Genomic DNA, 17,670 nt, shown 5'->3' on the forward strand with positions numbered 1-17,670 from the left:
AAAGGGTTGCTAACTCTGCGTAACTGTCCGCTTCTGGCCGGTTAGCGACGGTCTGACGTCGACCGTCGCTATACATGGTCAAACCTCAATCTGTTCCGCCCTCTCTAGGGCGTCATCGACCTCAATCCCCAGGTATCGAACAGTGCTCTCCAGCTTCGTATGGCCGAGCAGCAACTGAACTGCCCGCAGGTTCTTCGTCCTGCGATATATCAGTGATGCCTTCGTACGTCGCATTATGTGGGTGCCATACATGGCTGGATCAAGGCCCACGGCTTTCACCCAGCCTTTGACGATACGAGCGTATTGACGAGTAGATAGATGGTCTGAAGTATGCAGCCGGCTAGGAAACAGGCAGTCCTCGCTGCGTAGTTGGGCCCGATGTATCCAGGCCGCGAGAGCAGACCGTGTTTGCTCAGTGATCTCAAACTGCACAGGCTGCTGCGTTTTCTGCTGCATCACCATGGCTCGTGATGATATGTGCTCGCCATGAGCGACATCGCGCACGCGGAGCTTGGTTAAGTCGCAGGCTCGAAGCTTACTGTCGATGGCCAGATCGAAAAGAGCCAGATCTCGGGTTCTTTCCGCAATTTGAAGCCTTACTCGGATGGCCCAGATATCTCTCAGTCGGAGTGGGGCTTTCTGCCCGACCAGTTTTCCTTTGTTCCAGGGCTGACGGCTGCAGGTAGCAATGTTCATGACAAGTCCCCCACATGGGGAAGGACAAGGATGGCTAATCAGAGCAACGGTCGCTAACCGGCCAGAAGTGGTCCCTGGAGCAGGCCGGAGCGTCACATTAAGCGCGGCAGGAACAGTCGGGACTCTTCAGGCTGCACAGAAAGCGGTGATCATGGTTTTCACCAACTCCACTGCGAAGTAAATGATCAATACAGTGGCAGCGGAAAGTCCGGTGATTACGGAGGTAGCGAAGAACCAGATCCACCATCGCCGCCCTTTTGCACTGAATTTGCTGCCTACCGCTTGTAGCTCCGAGAGTGTTCGGGAACCCCGGGGCTTACCCAAAATTTCTTGCACCTGATGAAAGTACCTACCAGTCCAAAACGCCTTGATGATCTCCCAAGCGATGAACAAGGTCAGGGAGAGAGTCATCAGCAGACCGCATAGCGCGAAAACCCACTGCGGCATTTTGGTAACCAGCGTTGACCAGAATGCGAAATATCCAGCATAGCCAGCAACCATGATGAGGTTCGTATAGCTCGCCTGGTTAGTCATCTGCTTCTCTTGCAGTTGAATCAATGCCTCAACTTGCTTATCCGTCGCGCTGTTGACTTTGAGGGTATGCATGTCTTCATTCAGCGTCTGAACCGACCGAGCAATCTGATCGGACCATTCTTCAAAGGGGAGATGGCTCACATTTCTTTCCTCGTCGGTGAAAGCGAATTGGCAGCGTTGCAGGTGTAATGGTGCAGTACATACTAATGTGCCATCAGGACGGATCTGAGTAAAATTCGTTAACCGGCGTTGGCGAATGTCAGTTATGGGTCGGTAGCCGCCTTTGGTGAACGGCCGCTTATGGCCCAGAGTGTGTAAAAACGCTTCGCCAAAATTGAAGTGAGCGCGTCTGCGTTAAATCTGAAATTTATCAGCACATCAGAAGATGTGTATTTCGCGTAGAAGCGCAATTTCCAGTCCAGTTTTGAGTACCTGTCGCGCTCAAAAACGTTTTTACACACCCTCGGCCATAAGCAGCCGTTCAAAGGTGTCTAGGAAAGACGGGGGATTCAATTAGAGTTTATGTCGAGCTGCATAAAGGCAGATCATTTCCATAGCCAGCGCGGAGGCAGCCAGAGCGGTTATCTCTGCATGGTCATAGGCGGGTGCAACCTCTACTACGTCCATACCTATGACATTAATCCCGCGCAGCCCACGCAAAATTTCAAAGGCATGAAAAGTAGACAAACCTCCGCATACCGGAGTACCAGTACCAGGTGCAAACGCCGGATCGAGGCAGTCGATATCAAATGTTAGGTACACCGGATGGTCGCCGACCCGCTCACGGATAATGCGTGCAATATGCTCTGCAGAGTTTGTATTAGCTTGCCGTGCATCTACTACTTGAAATCCCATCAGATCATCGTTGGTCATGCGTTGACCGATCTGAATCGATCGACTTGGATCTACCAGTCCTTCCTTCACTGCGTGATAAAACATTGAGCCATGATCTATACGTTTTTCATCGCCATCACACTCAGTGTCGTGATGTGCATCGAAATGGATCATGGACAATGGACCATGTTTTTCGGCGTGGGATTGCAACAGCGGATAGCTAATGAAGTGATCTCCACCTAGCGTCAACATAGCTGCACCGGCTCCCAGGATTTTATCGGCGTGGGCTTTGATCGCCGCGGGGGTGTCCTGAGGTGAGCCATAGTCGAAGTAGCAGTCGCCGTAATCGACACAAGCCAGCAAGTCAAAGGGGTCAAACTCCCAGGGCCAATGACGGGCCCAGGCCGACTGGACAGAGGCTTCACGTATGGCACGTGGACCGAACCGGCTACCAGGGCGGTTGCTGGTTGCGGTGTCGAAGGGGATTCCACTGATTACCAGGTCCACTCCTTGAAGGTCCCGGCTGTATCGTCGACGCATGAAGCTGGTGATACCTCCATAGGTAGATTCAGCCTCAGTGCCATAAAGGCTCGTGCGGGTGATTGCCTGATCGGTTGGGTTGTTGTTATCCATGAGAATACTCAGCGTTGACTACGAAAGGTGGACCAGACTCTAGTGCGCTCACGCATCAGCGACAGAGACATGGGTTCTTCAGCAAATAAAGTGTTGCGCACAGACTCGGAGGGATAGATACCGCCGTTATCCGCAATAGGCTTGTCGATCAACTTGGTTGCTGAAGTGTTGGAATTTGCGTAATACAAATTGTTGGTAAGGTCCGCGAGAGATTCCGGTCGCGTTAAAAATTCAATAAAAGCCTTGGCTTCTTCTGGATGAGGAGCGTCGGTAGGAATGGCTAACGTATCGATCCAGTTGAGGGTGCCTTCTCGGGGAATCATGTAGCCAACTTCAAACGGTTTCTTGGCGTTTTCAGCCATCATCCCGGCGAGGATGGCATCGCCGCTGTATGTCAGTGCGAGACACAAATCTCCATTGGCAAGGTCACTGCTTTGCGTGCCTGTGCCGATGTAACGCAGCGAAGGGTGCAACTGCGTCAGTAACGTCTGTGCTGCTACGAGGTCTGACCGACTTTTGCTATACGGCGATTTACCCAGATAGTTCAGTACCATGCTGATGACCTCTTGGGGCGCATCAACCACCGAAATTCCGCAGTCTTTTAACTTGCTCGCATATTCGGGCTTGAACAACAAATCAAGGCTGTTTATTGGCGCGTCAGGGATTCGTTTATCGATTTCCTGACGATTAATTGCCAGGCCGGCGGTTCCCCATGTGTAAGGCACTGCGTAGAGATTACCTTTGTCGACCGTAGCTAGTTGCGACAGGAGTACGGGGTCCATTTCAGCAAACCGTTCAGTTTTCTGGATGTGGCTCGGTTGGAGCGCTTTGGCCTGTAGCAGTCGATCCAGCATGGCGATGCTGGGAACCACTACGTCATAACCACTGCGCCCAGTAAGTAGCTTGGTCTCAAGCACGTCAGCGCTATCAAAGGTGTCGTACTGGACCTTGATACCCGTCTCGGCCTCAAAGGCTTTGAGAGTTGATACGCCTACATACTCGGCCCACCCGTAGAACTGCACCACCCGTTCAGCGGCGTTAACAGGTAAGGCCAGAATTGCCAAGATCAGCACAGAGATGGCTTTCATGATTCACACACCCCCAACGAGCGACTAAGCAAGTCCTGCGCACCTGCTGGCTCGCTCCCTTGTTTTCGATGTTTCTGAACGACTGTCATAGGATGGGCTCTTAGAGTTGTTGTTTTGGCTTGACCACCCCGCGATTGTTGATATTGTCTCAATGGCAATCAATCTATATAAATTGCCACGCAATTGAGCAGAAAAACTAAACAGTTGATCCTTATGCCCTTGCCTCCGTTACATGCCTTTCGAGTATTTGAATGTGTTGCACGCCTCGGCCATGTGGGCGCTGCTGCCGCCGAGCTACACGTAACCCCTGGTGCCGTGAGCCAGCAGATAAGGTCGCTGCAAAGCACCTTGGGCATTGATCTGTTTTGCAAACAGGGTCGTCATCTAGTTCTCACCGAAAGCGGCCTAGCGTTACAACGCTCCGTTAGCAGAGGTATTCAAGAGATCACTGAAGGAGTGCGTCTGATATCGCATGAGCACTTTAAAGAGCCTCCTGCCAGAGTTCTGACGATCTCTACAGAACCCATTTTTGGCGCATCCTGGCTGATGCCGAGACTATTCGCTTTTCGCGCGAAGCACCCTCATATCAAGCTAAGAGTGATCAGCGCCGACGGTCTGGACTTAGTGGACTGGCGCAGAGCTGACATCGCTGTGCTATATGACGCACCGATCTGGGAAGGTTTCTGGTGGCGCCCCTTGCAACCCCTGCATATGTTTCCAGTCTGTTGCCCACAGTTGTTGCGGGGCCAGCATGCTTTACGCCAGCCGTCGGACTTGAGGCACCATCGATTGCTGCACGAAGATGATGGTTCTCAATGGCGACGATGGCTTCTCGAGGCAGGCTTGCCATATCCCGGAGACGCGGATGTTCATATCGAAGACCTTGGAATAGCGCTACAGGCAGCTAGAGACGGGTACGGAGTAGCGCTGAGCGATGAGATCAACTCATCCCGGGATCTGGAGGAAGGTCGATTGGTACAACCCTTCTCCATGAAAGTGCCTGCGGGGATGGATTACTACTGTATATGCAACGAAGAGAGTCGTGGAGTTCCCGAAATAGTCCTGCTGATTGACTGGCTGCTTGAGCAAGCCAAGCCAACCCAGTTGAGTCTGCGTGATCGTGCTCGGATTAACTGATTCGCCATTGCAGGCTACTCGGCATCACCATACTTATCGCCACTGACCGCTTCTGGCCGAGAGCTGCCTCAGGCCCACTACAACTTTGAGGTAGATAGTGACTGTGCCTAGAGCAAATCACATGTAACACACGCAGCTCTTGTAACACTTACCTACGAGTACTGCTTAAAGCGGCGAAGCTAATAAAAAACTTTTAAAATCATATATTTATATTTATTTGTAACACCAGTAACACTTGTAACACAGCTTTCGATAGACCATCCCCTAGCCCCCCAATCGGTAGTACCTTCAGCGATAGGAGCAGGGGAACTTCCCAGCGAGTCAAAAGTACCGGGGGCCCCTGGGACTTATTGTTAGGTACGGGGCAGGAAACCCGCGCGATTGTGTTAGAGGAAAAGTGCACAGCTTAGTGAACAGGTGAACCGGGTGAACTGCTGGTTCACCAGTGCATTTGCACTATGGTTCAGGAGCCGCTGGGGACCCTGAGCATTTCGAGGAGACACGGGGCAGGAAACCCGCACGAAATCGTTAGTGCCTGGGTTCCAAAGTTTGTTGACCACACTTGACCGGTTGACCCAGTTGACTCGCCTAGGTGTTCACTATCAGCAACACATCCAATGCCCTGCTGCGGGCCAAGCCCCACCCCTCCTCTTTTCTTCAATGCCTTTCAATTTCAACGATTGAAATTTCAATAAGCTGGGTGCCCTGCTGCTAAAAAAAACCCGCGGGTTTCCTGCCCCGTGTGACGAGAAATCTCTCAGGGTCCCCAGCGTGATTTCCTATCACCGAAAGGCGGAGCCAGCGAAATTCGCTTGGTAGGCTGGAGCGTAAAGCGTCTGCCCACAACACCTGGATGCTGACTTTAGCGTTACACGCACGGGCAGCGTTACATCCGATGTACGCGATGCCGCTCAACTGTGTAACAGGCGTTAAAGCCAATGAAATCGGGCGCTTGGTGAAGGGCGTTACACTCGTAACACCGGTTACACCCGTTTTTGAGGGGGGCTGGGTGTGTGCTCTCATGCTGCCTTTACAAATTGGCCCTACACCATACTGTTGACCTTTAGTGAATCAACATAATCGACGTGAGTACCAATCACCAGGTGGTGAGGACAGCTGATATGCAATGCCACTGGCTCGAGGTAGATTGACTACCTGACAACACGGCGGGAGAACATCATGGAAGACACCCCTTTGCTTGTGTCATTGCTCAAGCGCATGAATGAAAACCAACTGGCATTGGGGGCAGCTATCGAGAAGCTGTCTAACTGGGTTGAGCAAAGAGGATCTACAGAATTGGCGCAGAACATTCGTGGGGCACTGGACACTCTGTATGGGAATGAAGGATTCATCACCCTTGCCCTCGCCTCATTGGCGTCTGAAGGTCGGACAAAGAAGTAACTACCCTGCCAAATGGCAATACACCACCAACCATCTGATGGTGCTTTACCAAGCGGGATACCACGATATCAGTGGGCAGGAACATGCAGCGTGTATCCCCACATGTATCCCCAACAAAATCACATCTACCAAAGACCAATGATTGCAGGCACTCAAGCCTTTAGTTCAAATGACCCCGGCCCACCAAATCCACAAAAAAAGACGTCTACGGACGTCTTTTTTTGTGCCTGAAATTCAGCAAAACCCGGGGTCTACACCCAGGCCACCTCAGGCAATCGGAATCAATGGGTCTGCCGCCGCCCAAGCAGCTTCACGATTAGCCGCCGGCGGGTAGATCCACACGGTGTTGATCTGGGTCTTGAGCGATTTGCCTTCCTCGCGGGTCAACTTGACCTGGCGGTCCCATCCCTCGGTGTAAACCGCGCCCCAGCCTCCCAGGTCCAGGCACGTAACGTACTTGGGCTGGCTGTATGCAATCGGTGCCACGCCCAGGATCTGTGCGGCAACGTTGTTGCCAGCGTGGCGCCCCAAAACAATCGCATGCTGACATGTCATCAGCGCATGGTTCCCAAGATCATCGGTTGCGGCGTAGGCAACGTCACCAGTGGCGAAGATGTCGCTCTGGCCAATGACTTTAAGATGGGCATCCACATGCAGACGCCCAAGGGAATCGCGCTCACCCGGGATCTGCGCGGTCAACGCACAGGCCCGTACTCCAGTGGTCCAGACCACAGTTTTCGCGTCGATTCGCTGGCCATCCCCAAGGGTCACGCCCTGTTCATCAACGGCCACCACCGATGATTTCAAGCGCCATGTCACTCCCAGTTCTTCGCTGGCTTCGGCAATCGACTGGCTGATTTCAGCCCCCATTGACGCCCCGACTTTTTCACCACGGTCCACGATGATCACTTCAACGTCGGCGTGATCACCCAGTATGGCCCGCAGACGAGCTGGCATTTCGGTCGCTGTTTCAATGCCGGTGAAGCCGCCGCCCGCCACGACCACGGTGTTGCGGCCACGGCTTTCTGGAAGGTCTGCCAGTGACTTGAGGTGATTTTCCAGGCGCACGGCTTGCTCGATCTGGTCCACATCGAAAGCGTGTTGCGCCACGCCTTGGGTCTCGGGGATCGCAAGACGGCTGCCAGTGGCCAGAACAAGTTTGTCGTAGCTACGTACTTGTTTCGTACCGGCGGCATCGATGTAACCGACCGTTTTTTGCTGGGCGTCGATGGTCTCTGCCGCACCCTTGATGAACGTTACGCCTACTGCATCGAACAATTCGCCAATCGGTGCGAACAGTTGGTGCGCGTCCGGCTCGTAAAAACGCGGGCGTATGCGCAGCTCGGCCTGAGGGGCCAATACGGTCACTTCAACCTCGTCGTGGCCATGAATGTCGAACAACCGCGTTGCACTCAAAGCGGTCCACATGCCACCGAAGCCTGCGCCAATAATCAGAATCTGCTGTTTCATTTTTTATCCCCTGATGAGAAGCCCGAGCAAAGCAACCCCGAATGACGATCACCACCGAACCTCAATAACGGCGACTATATTAGTCGTAGTTACAGAGAGCAATCTTTATTTGTGGCCCATGACCCAGCCGTCACGCCCAATGAGCGTTGCTCGCCTGAATGATCACTGCTAAAATATGCGACTAATTCAGTCGGAGATACTGATGTCTCTTTACAGCGCAGGCGTTGAGTACGGCATTCATTGCCTGCTTTTTTTGGTCGGTGATGGCGGTGAAAGCCGGGAAGCGAGCGTGCGCGATCTTGCAGAGTTGCAAGGCGTACCTCAGGACTACCTGGCGAAGATTTTCACCAAGCTGGCCAAGTCAAAACTGGTGGTAGCGACAGAAGGCGTACGCGGCGGATTCAAGCTGGCAAGGCCAGCCGACGAAATCAGCATGCTTGATATCGTCAACGCTATCGACGGCCAGAAGCTCATTTTCGATTGTCGGGAAATTCGTGGCCGCTGCGCCCTGTTCGAGGGGTCGCCGCCTGCTTGGGCGCTGGACGGTCATTGCTCGGTTCACGCCGCGATGATGACGGCACAAAAACGCATGGAAGAGGCTCTGGCCCAACAAACCATCCTTGATCTCGCAAGAAAGGTCGGCCGAAAATCCCCCGCTGAATTCCCGGCGCAGGTAGGTAAATGGATCAACGATCGTCGAGAGAAGAAAAGCGGCGCGCAGACTTCCGACGACCAAACCATCCCGGCAACTGAAATCTCGGACTAAGCCCTGGCCCTTTTACAAACCCCACTGCAAGCGCCGACAAAATCAGTGCAATCGACACCCCTTCACTGACATCAACTTTGTGCCCAAGCATCAGCATCGACCCTGCAATCCCGAATACCGGGATCAGCAAGGACAGCGGCGCCACGGTGGACACCGGGTACTCGCGCAGCAATAAATTCCAGCCCCAGTAACAGAAATGCGTCGCCGCGTAGACCTGAAAAAAAAGCGAGAACACCGTCACCCACTCAACGTGCGCGACCACTGTGGTAAACGGCGCAGTTCCATGGGCAAGCCAAGTAAGCAGCAGCAAGGGAATCGGCGCAAACACGCTGGCCCAGACCACAAAGGCGAACATCTCCCGGACCTTTGATTGCTTGATGATGACGTTGCCCACACTCCAACTGAATGCGCTGATCAGTAACAGGCCATAGCCCACGGTCGTGCCATGGCCGGGGCTGGCTAAGATGATGCTGACCAAACCCAGCACCGCAAGCCCTACACCCAGCATCTGCCCCAGGCTCAGATGTTCGCGAAACAGCAACACCCCCCAGCCCAGCGTGAAAAAAGCACTGAATTGGACCAACAGGGCAGCGGTTCCGGGTGGCACACCCAGTTCGATGCCCAGATTGATCAGCGCCCACATCGCAACACCAAAAATCAGCCCATAAGCCACCAGCCACTGCAGGGCTATCGGGGGACGCTTGATAAAAAACACCCACGGAAACGCCGCGAGGGTAAATCTGAGCGCAGTCAGCAACAGCGGATCAATGGCAGCCAGGCCCAGTTTGGTAATGGGAAAATTAAAGCCCCAGACGGCCGTCACCATGACGGCCAGGGCCAGGTGTTTCTTTTGCATAGCGTTCGATTTCCAGTAGGCAGGAGGGCTAGCGGCTGTATGCACCAATCAGGGCGTCACTATGAACAATTGCAGTAACGGCCCGCTTGCACTATTAGGTCATTAATCATTAAATTCGGGCCATGCGCGAAACAGACATAGATACCTACGAAAACATTCCCCGTGATGCGGTCGTCACGGCCAATGACTATCGAGACGGGCAGCACTTTTCGCTGCACACCCATCGTCGCGGGCAATTTGCCTATGCCGCCAGCGGTGTCATCACCGTATTTACCGACCAGGGCAATTGGGTCGTGCCCCCGCAAAGGGCTATCTGGGTTCCAGCGGGGGTGCCTCACGAAATGAGCATGGCCGGGCCGGTGACCATGCTGAACACTTATATCCGCAGTCCCGCCAGCATCCGGCTTGGCCTGCCCGCACAGTGCCAGGTCTTCGGTATCACGCCCCTGCTCCACCAACTGCTGATCCAGGCCATGGATATCCCGGCGCTCTATAACGAGACCCACCGGGAGGGTCTTGTGATGAGTTTGCTGCTTCACGAAATAGCCGACATGCCGCCCTTGTCACTCAATGCACCACTGCCCGTTGAGCCAAGGCTGGCACATGCCTGCCGCCAATTGCTGGAGCAGCCGTCACTGGATATCGGGATCGATGACATGGCCCTACAGGTTGGCATGAGCCGCCGCACCTTCACCCGGCTATTTCGCCAGCAAACCGGAATCAGTTTTGTCGAATGGCGTCAGCAAGCATGCCTGTTGGCAGCCGTAGTGCGCCTGGGTAACGGCGAAGCCATTACGCGAGTGGCGACTGACCTGGGCTATAGCAGCCCGAGCGCCTTTACCAGTGTGTTTCGCAGAGTGCTGGGCGCGACACCCAGCCGGTATTTTCCGAAAGGACTGCCTTGAACCGGTCACGGCCAAAGCTAATACCCATAAAAAAACCTCGGCCCCTTCACAAGGGCCGAGGTTGTTTATGACGCGAGCTTAAGCCGCGCTTGTTGATTGCCCACGACGTACATCCGGCTGTTTCCAGGACTCCGCCGCCGACTCGTCGATGGCTTGCTGAATGGCCTTTTTGCGGTGCTCTTCAGCACGACGGCTGAAGAACCACACCATGAAGGTCACCAGCGACACCGCCAGCAGGATCAGGCTGGCCACGGCGTTGATCTCGGGCTTAACCCCCAGACGCACCGCCGAGAACACTTCCATCGGCAAGGTCGTGGACCCCGGCCCCGACACGAAGCTGGCCAGTACCAGGTCGTCCAGAGACAGGGCAAAGGACATCATGGCGCCCGCAGCCAGTGACGGCGCGATCATCGGGATGGTGATCAAAAAGAACACCTTCCACGGCTTGGCACCCAAGTCCATGGCCGCCTCTTCGATCGACAGGTCCAGCTCACGCAGACGCGACGACACCACCACCGCCACATAGGCCGAGCAGAACGTGGTGTGGGCGATCCAGATGGTGACGATGCCACGCTCTTGCGGCCAGCCAATCATCTGCGCCATGGCCACGAACAGCAGCAACAGCGACAGGCCGGTGATCACTTCCGGCATCACCAGCGGCGCCGTCACCAGGCCGCCAAACAGCGTGCGACCCTTGAAGTGCGAGATACGGGTCAGTACGAACGCCGCCAGGGTGCCCAGCGCTACCGCTGCAATCGCCGTGTAAAAGGCGATTTCCAGGGAGCGCATCACCGAGCCCATCAGTTGCGTGTTGTCCAGCAGGCCTACATACCACTTCAGCGACCAGCCGCCCCACACCGTGACCAGCTTGGAGGCGTTGAACGAGTAGATCACCAGAATCAGCATCGGCAGGTAGATGAACAGCAACCCCGCGACCAACATGAAGCTAGAAAAACGGAAGCGATTCATATCTTGCCCTCCAGCTCTTTAGCCTGGCTGCGGTTGAACAGAATGATGGGCACGATCAGGATCGCCAGCATGACGACGGCAAGCGCAGACGCTACCGGCCAGTCACGGTTGTTGAAGAACTCTTGCCACAACACTTTACCGATCATCAGGGTTTCCGGGCCGCCAAGCAGTTCCGGAATCACGAACTCGCCCACTACCGGGATAAACACCAGCATGCAGCCGGCGATGATGCCGTTTTTCGACAACGGAACGGTGATTTTCCAGAAGCTGTTGATGGTGCTCGAACCCAGGTCAGACGCGGCTTCCAGCAGGCTGGTGTCGTGTTTCACCAGGTTGGCGTACAGCGGCAGGATCATGAACGGCAGGTACGAATAGACGATGCCGATGTACACCGCGATGTTGGTGTTGAGGATCTGCAGCGGTTCGCTGATCCAGCCCATCGACATCAGAAAGCCATTGAGCAGGCCGTTGTTGCTGAGGATGCCCATCCAGGCATACACGCGGATCAGGATCGCGGTCCAGGTCGGCATCATGATCAGCAGCACCAGCACGGTCTGCATCTCTTTGCGCGCATTGGCGATGGCATAGGCCATCGGATAACCGATCAGCAGGCACAACGCCGTGCTGAAAAACGCCATCTTCAGCGAGCCCAGGTAGGCAGCGATATACAGCTCGTCGTCGCCCAGCATGGAATAGTTGCTCAGGTTCAGCAGCAGCTGAATTTTCTGGTCAACGTAACCGTAGATCTCGGTGTAGGGCGGAATGGCGACGTCGGCTTCGGCAAAGCTGATCTTCAGAACGATGAAGAACGGCAGCATGAAAAACAAAAACAGCCACAGGAATGGAATCCCGATGACCATCTGACGGCCACCGGGGGTTATTCGTTGCAGTCGGCGTTTAAGCTTTCGCATGTTCATGAGCGAAGTACCACGCCGCTGTCGTCTTCCCACCACACGTAGACTTCGTCGTCCCAGGTAGGACGCGCGCCACGGCGTTCGGCGTTGGCCATGAACGACTGGACGATCTTGCCCCCGGGCAGTTCCACATAAAACACCGAGTGACCACCCAGGTAGGCGATGTCATGCACCTTGCCGTGGGACCAGTTGTAGGCCGACTCAGGCTTGAGGGTGCTGACCAGCATTTTTTCCGGGCGGATGGCGTAGGTAATCGATTTGTCCTGCAGCGACGTCGTCACGCCGTGGCCTACGTAGATCTTTTGATCCAGTTCCGGGCTGTGGATGATCGCGTAGCCCTCCTCGTCATCAATGACCGAACCGTCAAAGGAGTTCACGTTACCGATGAACTCGCACACCATTCGGCTGACAGGCGCCTCATAGATGTCGACCGGGCTACCGATTTGAGCGATCCAGCCCAGGTGCATGATGGCGATACGCTCAGCCATGGTCATGGCTTCTTCCTGGTCATGGGTCACCATCACACAGGTCACGCCAACCCGCTCGATGATCTCCACCAGTTCCAGTTGCATCTGCGAGCGCAGTTTTTTGTCCAGCGCGCCCATCGGCTCATCGAGCAGCAGCAGTTTCGGGCGCTTGGCCAGCGAACGGGCCAGGGCCACGCGCTGACGCTGACCACCGGACAATTGGTGCGGCTTGCGTTTGGCGTACTGGGTCATGTGCACCAGTCGCAGCATTTCCTCAACGCGAGCCTCAATGTCACTGGCGGACAAACGGTCCTGCTTCAAGCCAAAGGCGATGTTCTGCGCCACCGTCATGTGCGGGAACAGCGCGTAAGACTGAAACATCATATTGATCGGCCGCTCGTAGGGCGGCATGTCAGTGATGTCTACACCGTCGAGGAAAATACGGCCCTCTGTTGGGCGCTCGAAGCCTGCCAGCATGCGCAGCAAGGTCGATTTTCCGGAGCCGGAACCTCCGAGCAGGGCGAAGATTTCACCTTGATGGATCTCCAGGGACACATCGTCAACAGCGATGGTTTCGTCGAACTTCTTGGTGACTCGATCGACTTTTACCAACACTTTTTTCGGTGCCTGGTGACCTTCAAGAGCCTTCCTATAGGTACTGGAGGCGTTTGCCATATGAAACTCCCAACAGGTTTCAGTCGCCAGGCCAACGCGGCCCGACTTAGTAGTGGATAACCCGCTGCGAACGGGCTTATTCGGCGCCGACCTTCCGGCAACCTGGTAGTACTTGTTGTTATCGCGGTGTGTTGTGGTGGGGAATGACACGCAAAGACCCGCCCACCTGCTTACGCAGACAGCCAAATCAATACGCGAAAATAAAAATCGTCAGTCAGCGCGAATCACGAAGAGATGCCCGTTGTCGGCATGCATCGCCAAACGCCTGAAAAATACTCAAGTAGACAGGATTGTCTTGAACCTGCCATTCCGGGTGCCATTGCACACCCACGGCAAACGCCTTGCTGGACTCGACGCTAACCGCCTCGATCAGGCCATCCGGTGCAACGGCTTCGGCACGCAGGCCAGGAGCAAGCCGATCAATACCTTGGCTGTGAATCGAATTGACCTGGAACGTTCGGGGCAAACCCAGCGCATCGAATACACCACCCGGCTGCACCTCAACCCCATGCGCCGGTGCGTACTGCACGGCCAGGTCCGGGTGATCCGCTTCGCGGTGATCGAGAAAGCCCGGGAGCTCGTGAACCTTCTGATGCAGGCTGCCACCGAACGCCACGTTCATTTCCTGAAACCCCCGGCAAATACCGAGCACCGGAACGCCCGCAGCAATGGCTGCACGCAACAGAGGAAGGGTTGTGGCATCGCGCGCCGGATCGTGATCCGTACCCGGAGCGCTGGCGGAACCTTGATAGTGGAACGGCTCCACATTCGAAGGCGAGCCCGTGAGCAACAGACCATCCAGATGAGCGAGCAGCTCATCTGTTTCGGTCAGTTGCGCCAGGGAAGGAATGATCACCGGTAACCCCAGCGAAGCGATGCTGACAGCACGCAAGTACTTGTCGCCGCTGACGTGGTAAGGGTGCAGGCCAATCTGTTTGACGCATGCAGTAACGCCGATCAATGGCTTGAGTGCCATTTTTATCACCTCGAAGTTTCACACTTGAACGAGCTTTTCCGGAGCTTAGTCTTGTTGATTTTAATTAACAACTCCAATGTAAAAAATCTAAAACACCTCACGACCAATCATCATCTCCGCCTCGCTTCAAACGGCTTATCCGGGACCAAAAAGCTCTTATACGGCCTTAAAAATAACGTTTTAAGACGGGGTGTTCGCTATTGACTTCACTAAACCTTTCGGATTGACTGAGCTCGTGAAAGGGCAGTGAACATAATAATTAACATAATAGGTGCATCATGTCGGTTCCCCTGCGCGCAGTTCAGCTCAATGAAGCGAACGCATTCCTTAAGAAATATCCTGAGGTTTTGTACGTCGACCTTCTCATTGCGGATATGAACGGCGTGGTGCGCGGCAAGCGCATCGAGCGCACCAGTCTCCACAAGGTTTACGAGAAAGGCATCAACCTGCCGGCCTCTTTGTTTGCGCTTGATATCAACGGTTCTACGGTGGAAAGCACCGGCCTGGGTCTGGATATCGGTGACTCGGACCGTATCTGCTACCCCATTCCCAATACCCTGTGCATCGAGCCGTGGCAGAAACGTCCGACGGCACAACTGCTAATGACCATGCACGAACTCGAAGGCCAGCCTTTCTTCGCTGACCCGCGTGAAGTGCTGCGCCAGGTCGTTTCCAAATTCGATGACATGGGCCTGACGATATGTGCAGCCTTTGAACTCGAGTTCTACCTGATCGACCAGGACAACGTGAACGGCCGCCCGCAATCGCCACGGTCACCGGTGTCAGGCAAGCGTCCAATGTCGACCCAGGTGTACTTGATCGATGACCTGGACGAATACGTTGACTGCCTCCAGGACATTCTTGAAGGCGCGAAAGAACAAGGCATTCCGGCGGACGCCATCGTTAAAGAGAGTGCTCCGGCCCAGTTCGAAGTCAACCTGCATCACGTGTCCGACCCCATCAAGGCCTGCGACTACGCGGTACTGCTCAAGCGCCTGGTGAAAAACATCGCCTACGACCATGAGATGGACACCACGTTCATGGCCAAGCCGTACCCGGGCCAGGCAGGCAACGGTCTGCACGTGCACATTTCGATCCTCGACAAAGAAGGCAACAACATCTTTGCCAGCGAGGATCCCGAGCAGAACGCCGCATTGCGTCACGCCATCGGCGGTGTGCTGGAGACCCTGCCCGCGCAGATGGCCTTCCTTTGCCCGAACGTGAACTCATACCGTCGTTTCGGTGCACAGTTCTATGTACCGAACTCGCCAAGCTGGGGCATCGATAACCGTACCGTGGCGGTGCGTGTGCCAACCGGTTCTGCCGATTCGGTGCGCATCGAACACCGCGTCGCCGGCGCCGATGCCAACCCGTATCTGCTGATGGCCTCTGTGCTGGCCGGCATTCACCATGGCCTGACCAACGAAATCGAGCCGGGCCCACCGGTAGAAGGCAACAGCTACGAACAGAACGAACAGAGCCTGCCGAACAACTTGCGCGATGCACTGCGCGAACTGGACGACAGCGAAGTCATGGCCAAGTACATCGACCCGCTGTACATCGACGTATTCGTCGCCTGCAAGGAAAGCGAACTCGCCGAGTTCGAGAACTCCATCTCGGACCTTGAGTACAACTGGTACTTGCACACCGTTTGATCGACCCGCCTCCTGTGGGAGCCGGGCTTGCCCGCGATGACGTCGGCACATCCAGCATAGATGTCGTCTGACACAGCCCTATCGCGGGCAAGCCCACTCCCCCGGTGCCTGTGCGTTTCGAATCGTAGAGGGGTCGACTCCGCGTCCCGCGACCCCATTTCCCACTGTATCGAGTCACTCCAATGGCAAACACTCGCAGTGACTGGGAGCAACGCTTTCAGTCTTTGACACTAGAAGGCCGGGCATTCATTGATGGTCAATACCGCCCCGCACTCAGCGGCGAAACCTTCGAATGCATGAGCCCGGTGGACGGTCGCTTTCTGGCGAACGTCGCCAGCACCGACGAAGCCGACGCCAATGCGGCGGTGATCGTTGCTCGCAAGGCGTTTGAATCCGGCGTCTGGGCCAGGCTCGCCCCGGCTGAGCGCAAACGCATCCTGATTCGTTTTTCCGACTTGATTCTGGCCAACCAGGAAGAACTGGCGCTGCTGGAAACCCTGGACATGGGCAAGCCCATCAGCGACTCCATGACCATCGATATCCCGGCGACCGCCAACGCGATTCGCTGGAACGCCGAAGCCATCGACAAAATCTACGACGAAGTCGCGCCCACCCCCCACGATCAACTGGGTCTCATCACCCGTGAGCCTGCAGGTGTTGTCGCGGCCATCGTGCCGTGGAACTTCCCGCTGATCATGGCCAGCTGGAAGTTCGCCCCGGCCTTGGCGGCAGGCAACTCGTTCATCCTCAAACCGTCTGAAAAATCGCCACTCACGGCGATCCGTATCGCTCAGCTGGCACTGGACGCCGGTATCCCAAAAGGCGTGTTCAACGTCCTGCCGGGCTTGGGGCACACCGTCGGCAAAGCGCTTGCGTTGCACATGGACGTCGACGTCCTGGCCTTCACCGGCTCGACAGCCATTGCCAAGCAACTCCTGATCTACGCGGGCCAGAGCAACATGAAGCGGGTGTGGCTCGAGGCGGGCGGCAAGAGCCCTAACGTGGTGTTTGCCGACGCGCCGGATTTGCCCGCCGCCGCGCAAGCAGCCGCCAGCGCCATTGCCTTTAACCAGGGCGAAGTCTGCACCGCAGGTTCGCGCCTGCTGGTGGAGCGATCGATCCGCGAGCAATTCATTCCCTTACTGGTGCAGGCCTTGCAAGCCTGGAAACCGGGGCATGCCCTGGACCCGGCGACCACCGTGGGTGCCGTCGTCGATCAGCGTCAAATGGAATCCGTGCTGCGCTACATCCAGATCGGCAAGGACCAGGGTGCACAACTCATCACGGGCGGCAATCGCACCCTCGAAGACACTGGAGGCCTGTACGTGGAACCGGCCATTTTTGACGGTGTGACCAACGCCATGACCATCGCCCGGGAAGAGATCTTTGGCTCGGTACTGTCGCTGATCACCTTCGACACCGAGCAGCAAGCGCTGGAGATAGCCAATGACTGCATCTACGGCCTGGCCGCAGGCGTATGGACCAGCAACTTGAGCAAGGCCCACACCTTTGCTCGCGGCTTGCGCGCCGGCAGCGTATGGGTCAACCAGTACGACGGCGGCGACATGACGGCACCGTTTGGCGGGTTCAAACAGTCGGGTAATGGTCGGGATAAGTCGCTGCACGCGTTCGACAAATACACCGAGCTCAAGGCCACCTGGATCAAGCTCTAACACCTTTACGGCGGCTGTTGC

General features: G+C 55.6%; 16 protein-coding genes. 6 read left to right on the top strand and 10 right to left on the bottom strand.

What is annotated here, in order from left to right:
- Window positions 1-78: 78 nt before the first annotated feature.
- The 4 genes from RGV06_RS11195 to RGV06_RS11210 form a co-directional block, all read right to left on the bottom strand.
- The gene (locus RGV06_RS11195; protein WP_322150006.1) at window positions 79-696 is read right to left on the bottom strand and encodes a tyrosine-type recombinase/integrase; all 618 of its coding nucleotides are present in this window, start codon (window positions 694-696) and stop codon (window positions 79-81) included.
- 126 nt (window positions 697-822) lie between these two features.
- Window positions 823-1,371: a hypothetical protein gene (locus tag RGV06_RS11200; protein ID WP_322150007.1), complete on the bottom strand. Its 549-nt coding sequence runs from the start codon at window positions 1,369-1,371 to the stop codon at window positions 823-825.
- Window positions 1,372-1,743: 372 nt separating this feature from the next.
- Window positions 1,744-2,697 carry an agmatinase gene (speB, locus tag RGV06_RS11205; RefSeq protein WP_202210764.1) on the bottom strand — a complete coding sequence of 318 codons (954 nt, stop codon included), beginning with the start codon at window positions 2,695-2,697 and terminating at the stop codon, window positions 1,744-1,746.
- Between the two features lie 8 nt (window positions 2,698-2,705).
- Window positions 2,706-3,785, bottom strand: coding sequence for an extracellular solute-binding protein (locus RGV06_RS11210; protein ID WP_322150008.1), 1,080 nt, complete (start codon window positions 3,783-3,785; stop codon window positions 2,706-2,708).
- A gap of 213 nt (window positions 3,786-3,998) precedes the next feature.
- Here RGV06_RS11210 and RGV06_RS11215 point away from each other — a divergent pair, with 213 nt between their 5' ends.
- Both RGV06_RS11215 and RGV06_RS11220 read left to right on the top strand, forming a co-directional pair.
- Complete coding sequence (locus RGV06_RS11215; RefSeq protein WP_322150009.1) at window positions 3,999-4,922, top strand: LysR substrate-binding domain-containing protein; 924 nt, start codon at window positions 3,999-4,001, stop codon at window positions 4,920-4,922.
- Window positions 4,923-6,101: 1,179 nt separating this feature from the next.
- Window positions 6,102-6,323 carry a hypothetical protein gene (locus RGV06_RS11220; protein ID WP_322150010.1) on the top strand — a complete coding sequence of 74 codons (222 nt, stop codon included), beginning with the start codon at window positions 6,102-6,104 and terminating at the stop codon, window positions 6,321-6,323.
- Between the two features lie 267 nt (window positions 6,324-6,590).
- Here RGV06_RS11220 and RGV06_RS11225 read toward each other — a convergent pair whose 3' ends face one another.
- Entirely contained in the window at window positions 6,591-7,793 is a 1,203-nt protein-coding gene (locus RGV06_RS11225) for an NAD(P)/FAD-dependent oxidoreductase (RefSeq protein WP_019825868.1), read from the bottom strand.
- A gap of 202 nt (window positions 7,794-7,995) precedes the next feature.
- Between RGV06_RS11225 and RGV06_RS11230 the strand changes: the two genes are divergently transcribed.
- Window positions 7,996-8,559 (top strand): RrF2 family transcriptional regulator, encoded by a 564-nt coding sequence (locus RGV06_RS11230; protein ID WP_322150011.1) that lies wholly within the window; start codon window positions 7,996-7,998, stop codon window positions 8,557-8,559.
- Here the strand turns inward: RGV06_RS11230 and RGV06_RS11235 are convergent.
- A complete protein-coding gene (locus RGV06_RS11235) occupies window positions 8,480-9,415 on the bottom strand; it encodes an EamA family transporter (RefSeq protein WP_019825863.1) in 936 nt (311 codons plus the stop codon). The two genes, RGV06_RS11230 and RGV06_RS11235, sit on opposite strands and share 80 nt — an antisense overlap.
- A gap of 122 nt (window positions 9,416-9,537) precedes the next feature.
- Between RGV06_RS11235 and RGV06_RS11240 the strand changes: the two genes are divergently transcribed.
- On the top strand, window positions 9,538-10,320 hold the full coding sequence (locus tag RGV06_RS11240) for an AraC family transcriptional regulator (RefSeq protein WP_322150012.1): 783 nt from the start codon (window positions 9,538-9,540) through the stop codon (window positions 10,318-10,320).
- Window positions 10,321-10,398: 78 nt separating this feature from the next.
- Here RGV06_RS11240 and RGV06_RS11245 read toward each other — a convergent pair whose 3' ends face one another.
- The 4 genes from RGV06_RS11245 to RGV06_RS11260 form a co-directional block, all read right to left on the bottom strand.
- Window positions 10,399-11,289: an ABC transporter permease subunit gene (locus tag RGV06_RS11245; RefSeq protein WP_046810700.1), complete on the bottom strand. Its 891-nt coding sequence runs from the start codon at window positions 11,287-11,289 to the stop codon at window positions 10,399-10,401.
- A complete protein-coding gene (locus RGV06_RS11250; RefSeq protein WP_019827397.1) occupies window positions 11,286-12,206 on the bottom strand; it encodes an ABC transporter permease subunit in 921 nt (306 codons plus the stop codon). The genes RGV06_RS11245 and RGV06_RS11250 overlap by 4 nt, the downstream gene beginning before the upstream one ends.
- Window positions 12,203-13,345 carry an ABC transporter ATP-binding protein gene (locus RGV06_RS11255; RefSeq protein WP_019827396.1) on the bottom strand — a complete coding sequence of 381 codons (1,143 nt, stop codon included), beginning with the start codon at window positions 13,343-13,345 and terminating at the stop codon, window positions 12,203-12,205. Before RGV06_RS11255 ends, RGV06_RS11250 begins: the two co-directional genes overlap by 4 nt.
- A gap of 214 nt (window positions 13,346-13,559) precedes the next feature.
- A complete protein-coding gene (locus RGV06_RS11260) occupies window positions 13,560-14,321 on the bottom strand; it encodes a gamma-glutamyl-gamma-aminobutyrate hydrolase family protein (RefSeq protein WP_046810698.1) in 762 nt (253 codons plus the stop codon).
- A 278-nt stretch (window positions 14,322-14,599) separates the two neighbouring features.
- On the opposite strand from RGV06_RS11260, the gene RGV06_RS11265 reads away from it, so the two are divergent.
- Together RGV06_RS11265 and RGV06_RS11270 are read left to right on the top strand one after the other, a co-directional pair.
- On the top strand, window positions 14,600-15,976 hold the full coding sequence (locus RGV06_RS11265; protein ID WP_046810697.1) for a glutamine synthetase family protein: 1,377 nt from the start codon (window positions 14,600-14,602) through the stop codon (window positions 15,974-15,976).
- Window positions 15,977-16,158: 182 nt separating this feature from the next.
- Window positions 16,159-17,649, top strand: coding sequence for an aldehyde dehydrogenase (locus tag RGV06_RS11270; RefSeq protein WP_019827393.1), 1,491 nt, complete (start codon window positions 16,159-16,161; stop codon window positions 17,647-17,649).
- Window positions 17,650-17,670: the final 21 nt, after the last annotated feature.

The sequence above is a fragment of the Pseudomonas sp. CCI3.1 genome, from assembly GCF_034313985.1.
GTDB classification, from domain to species: Bacteria; Pseudomonadota; Gammaproteobacteria; order Pseudomonadales; family Pseudomonadaceae; genus Aquipseudomonas; species Aquipseudomonas psychrophila.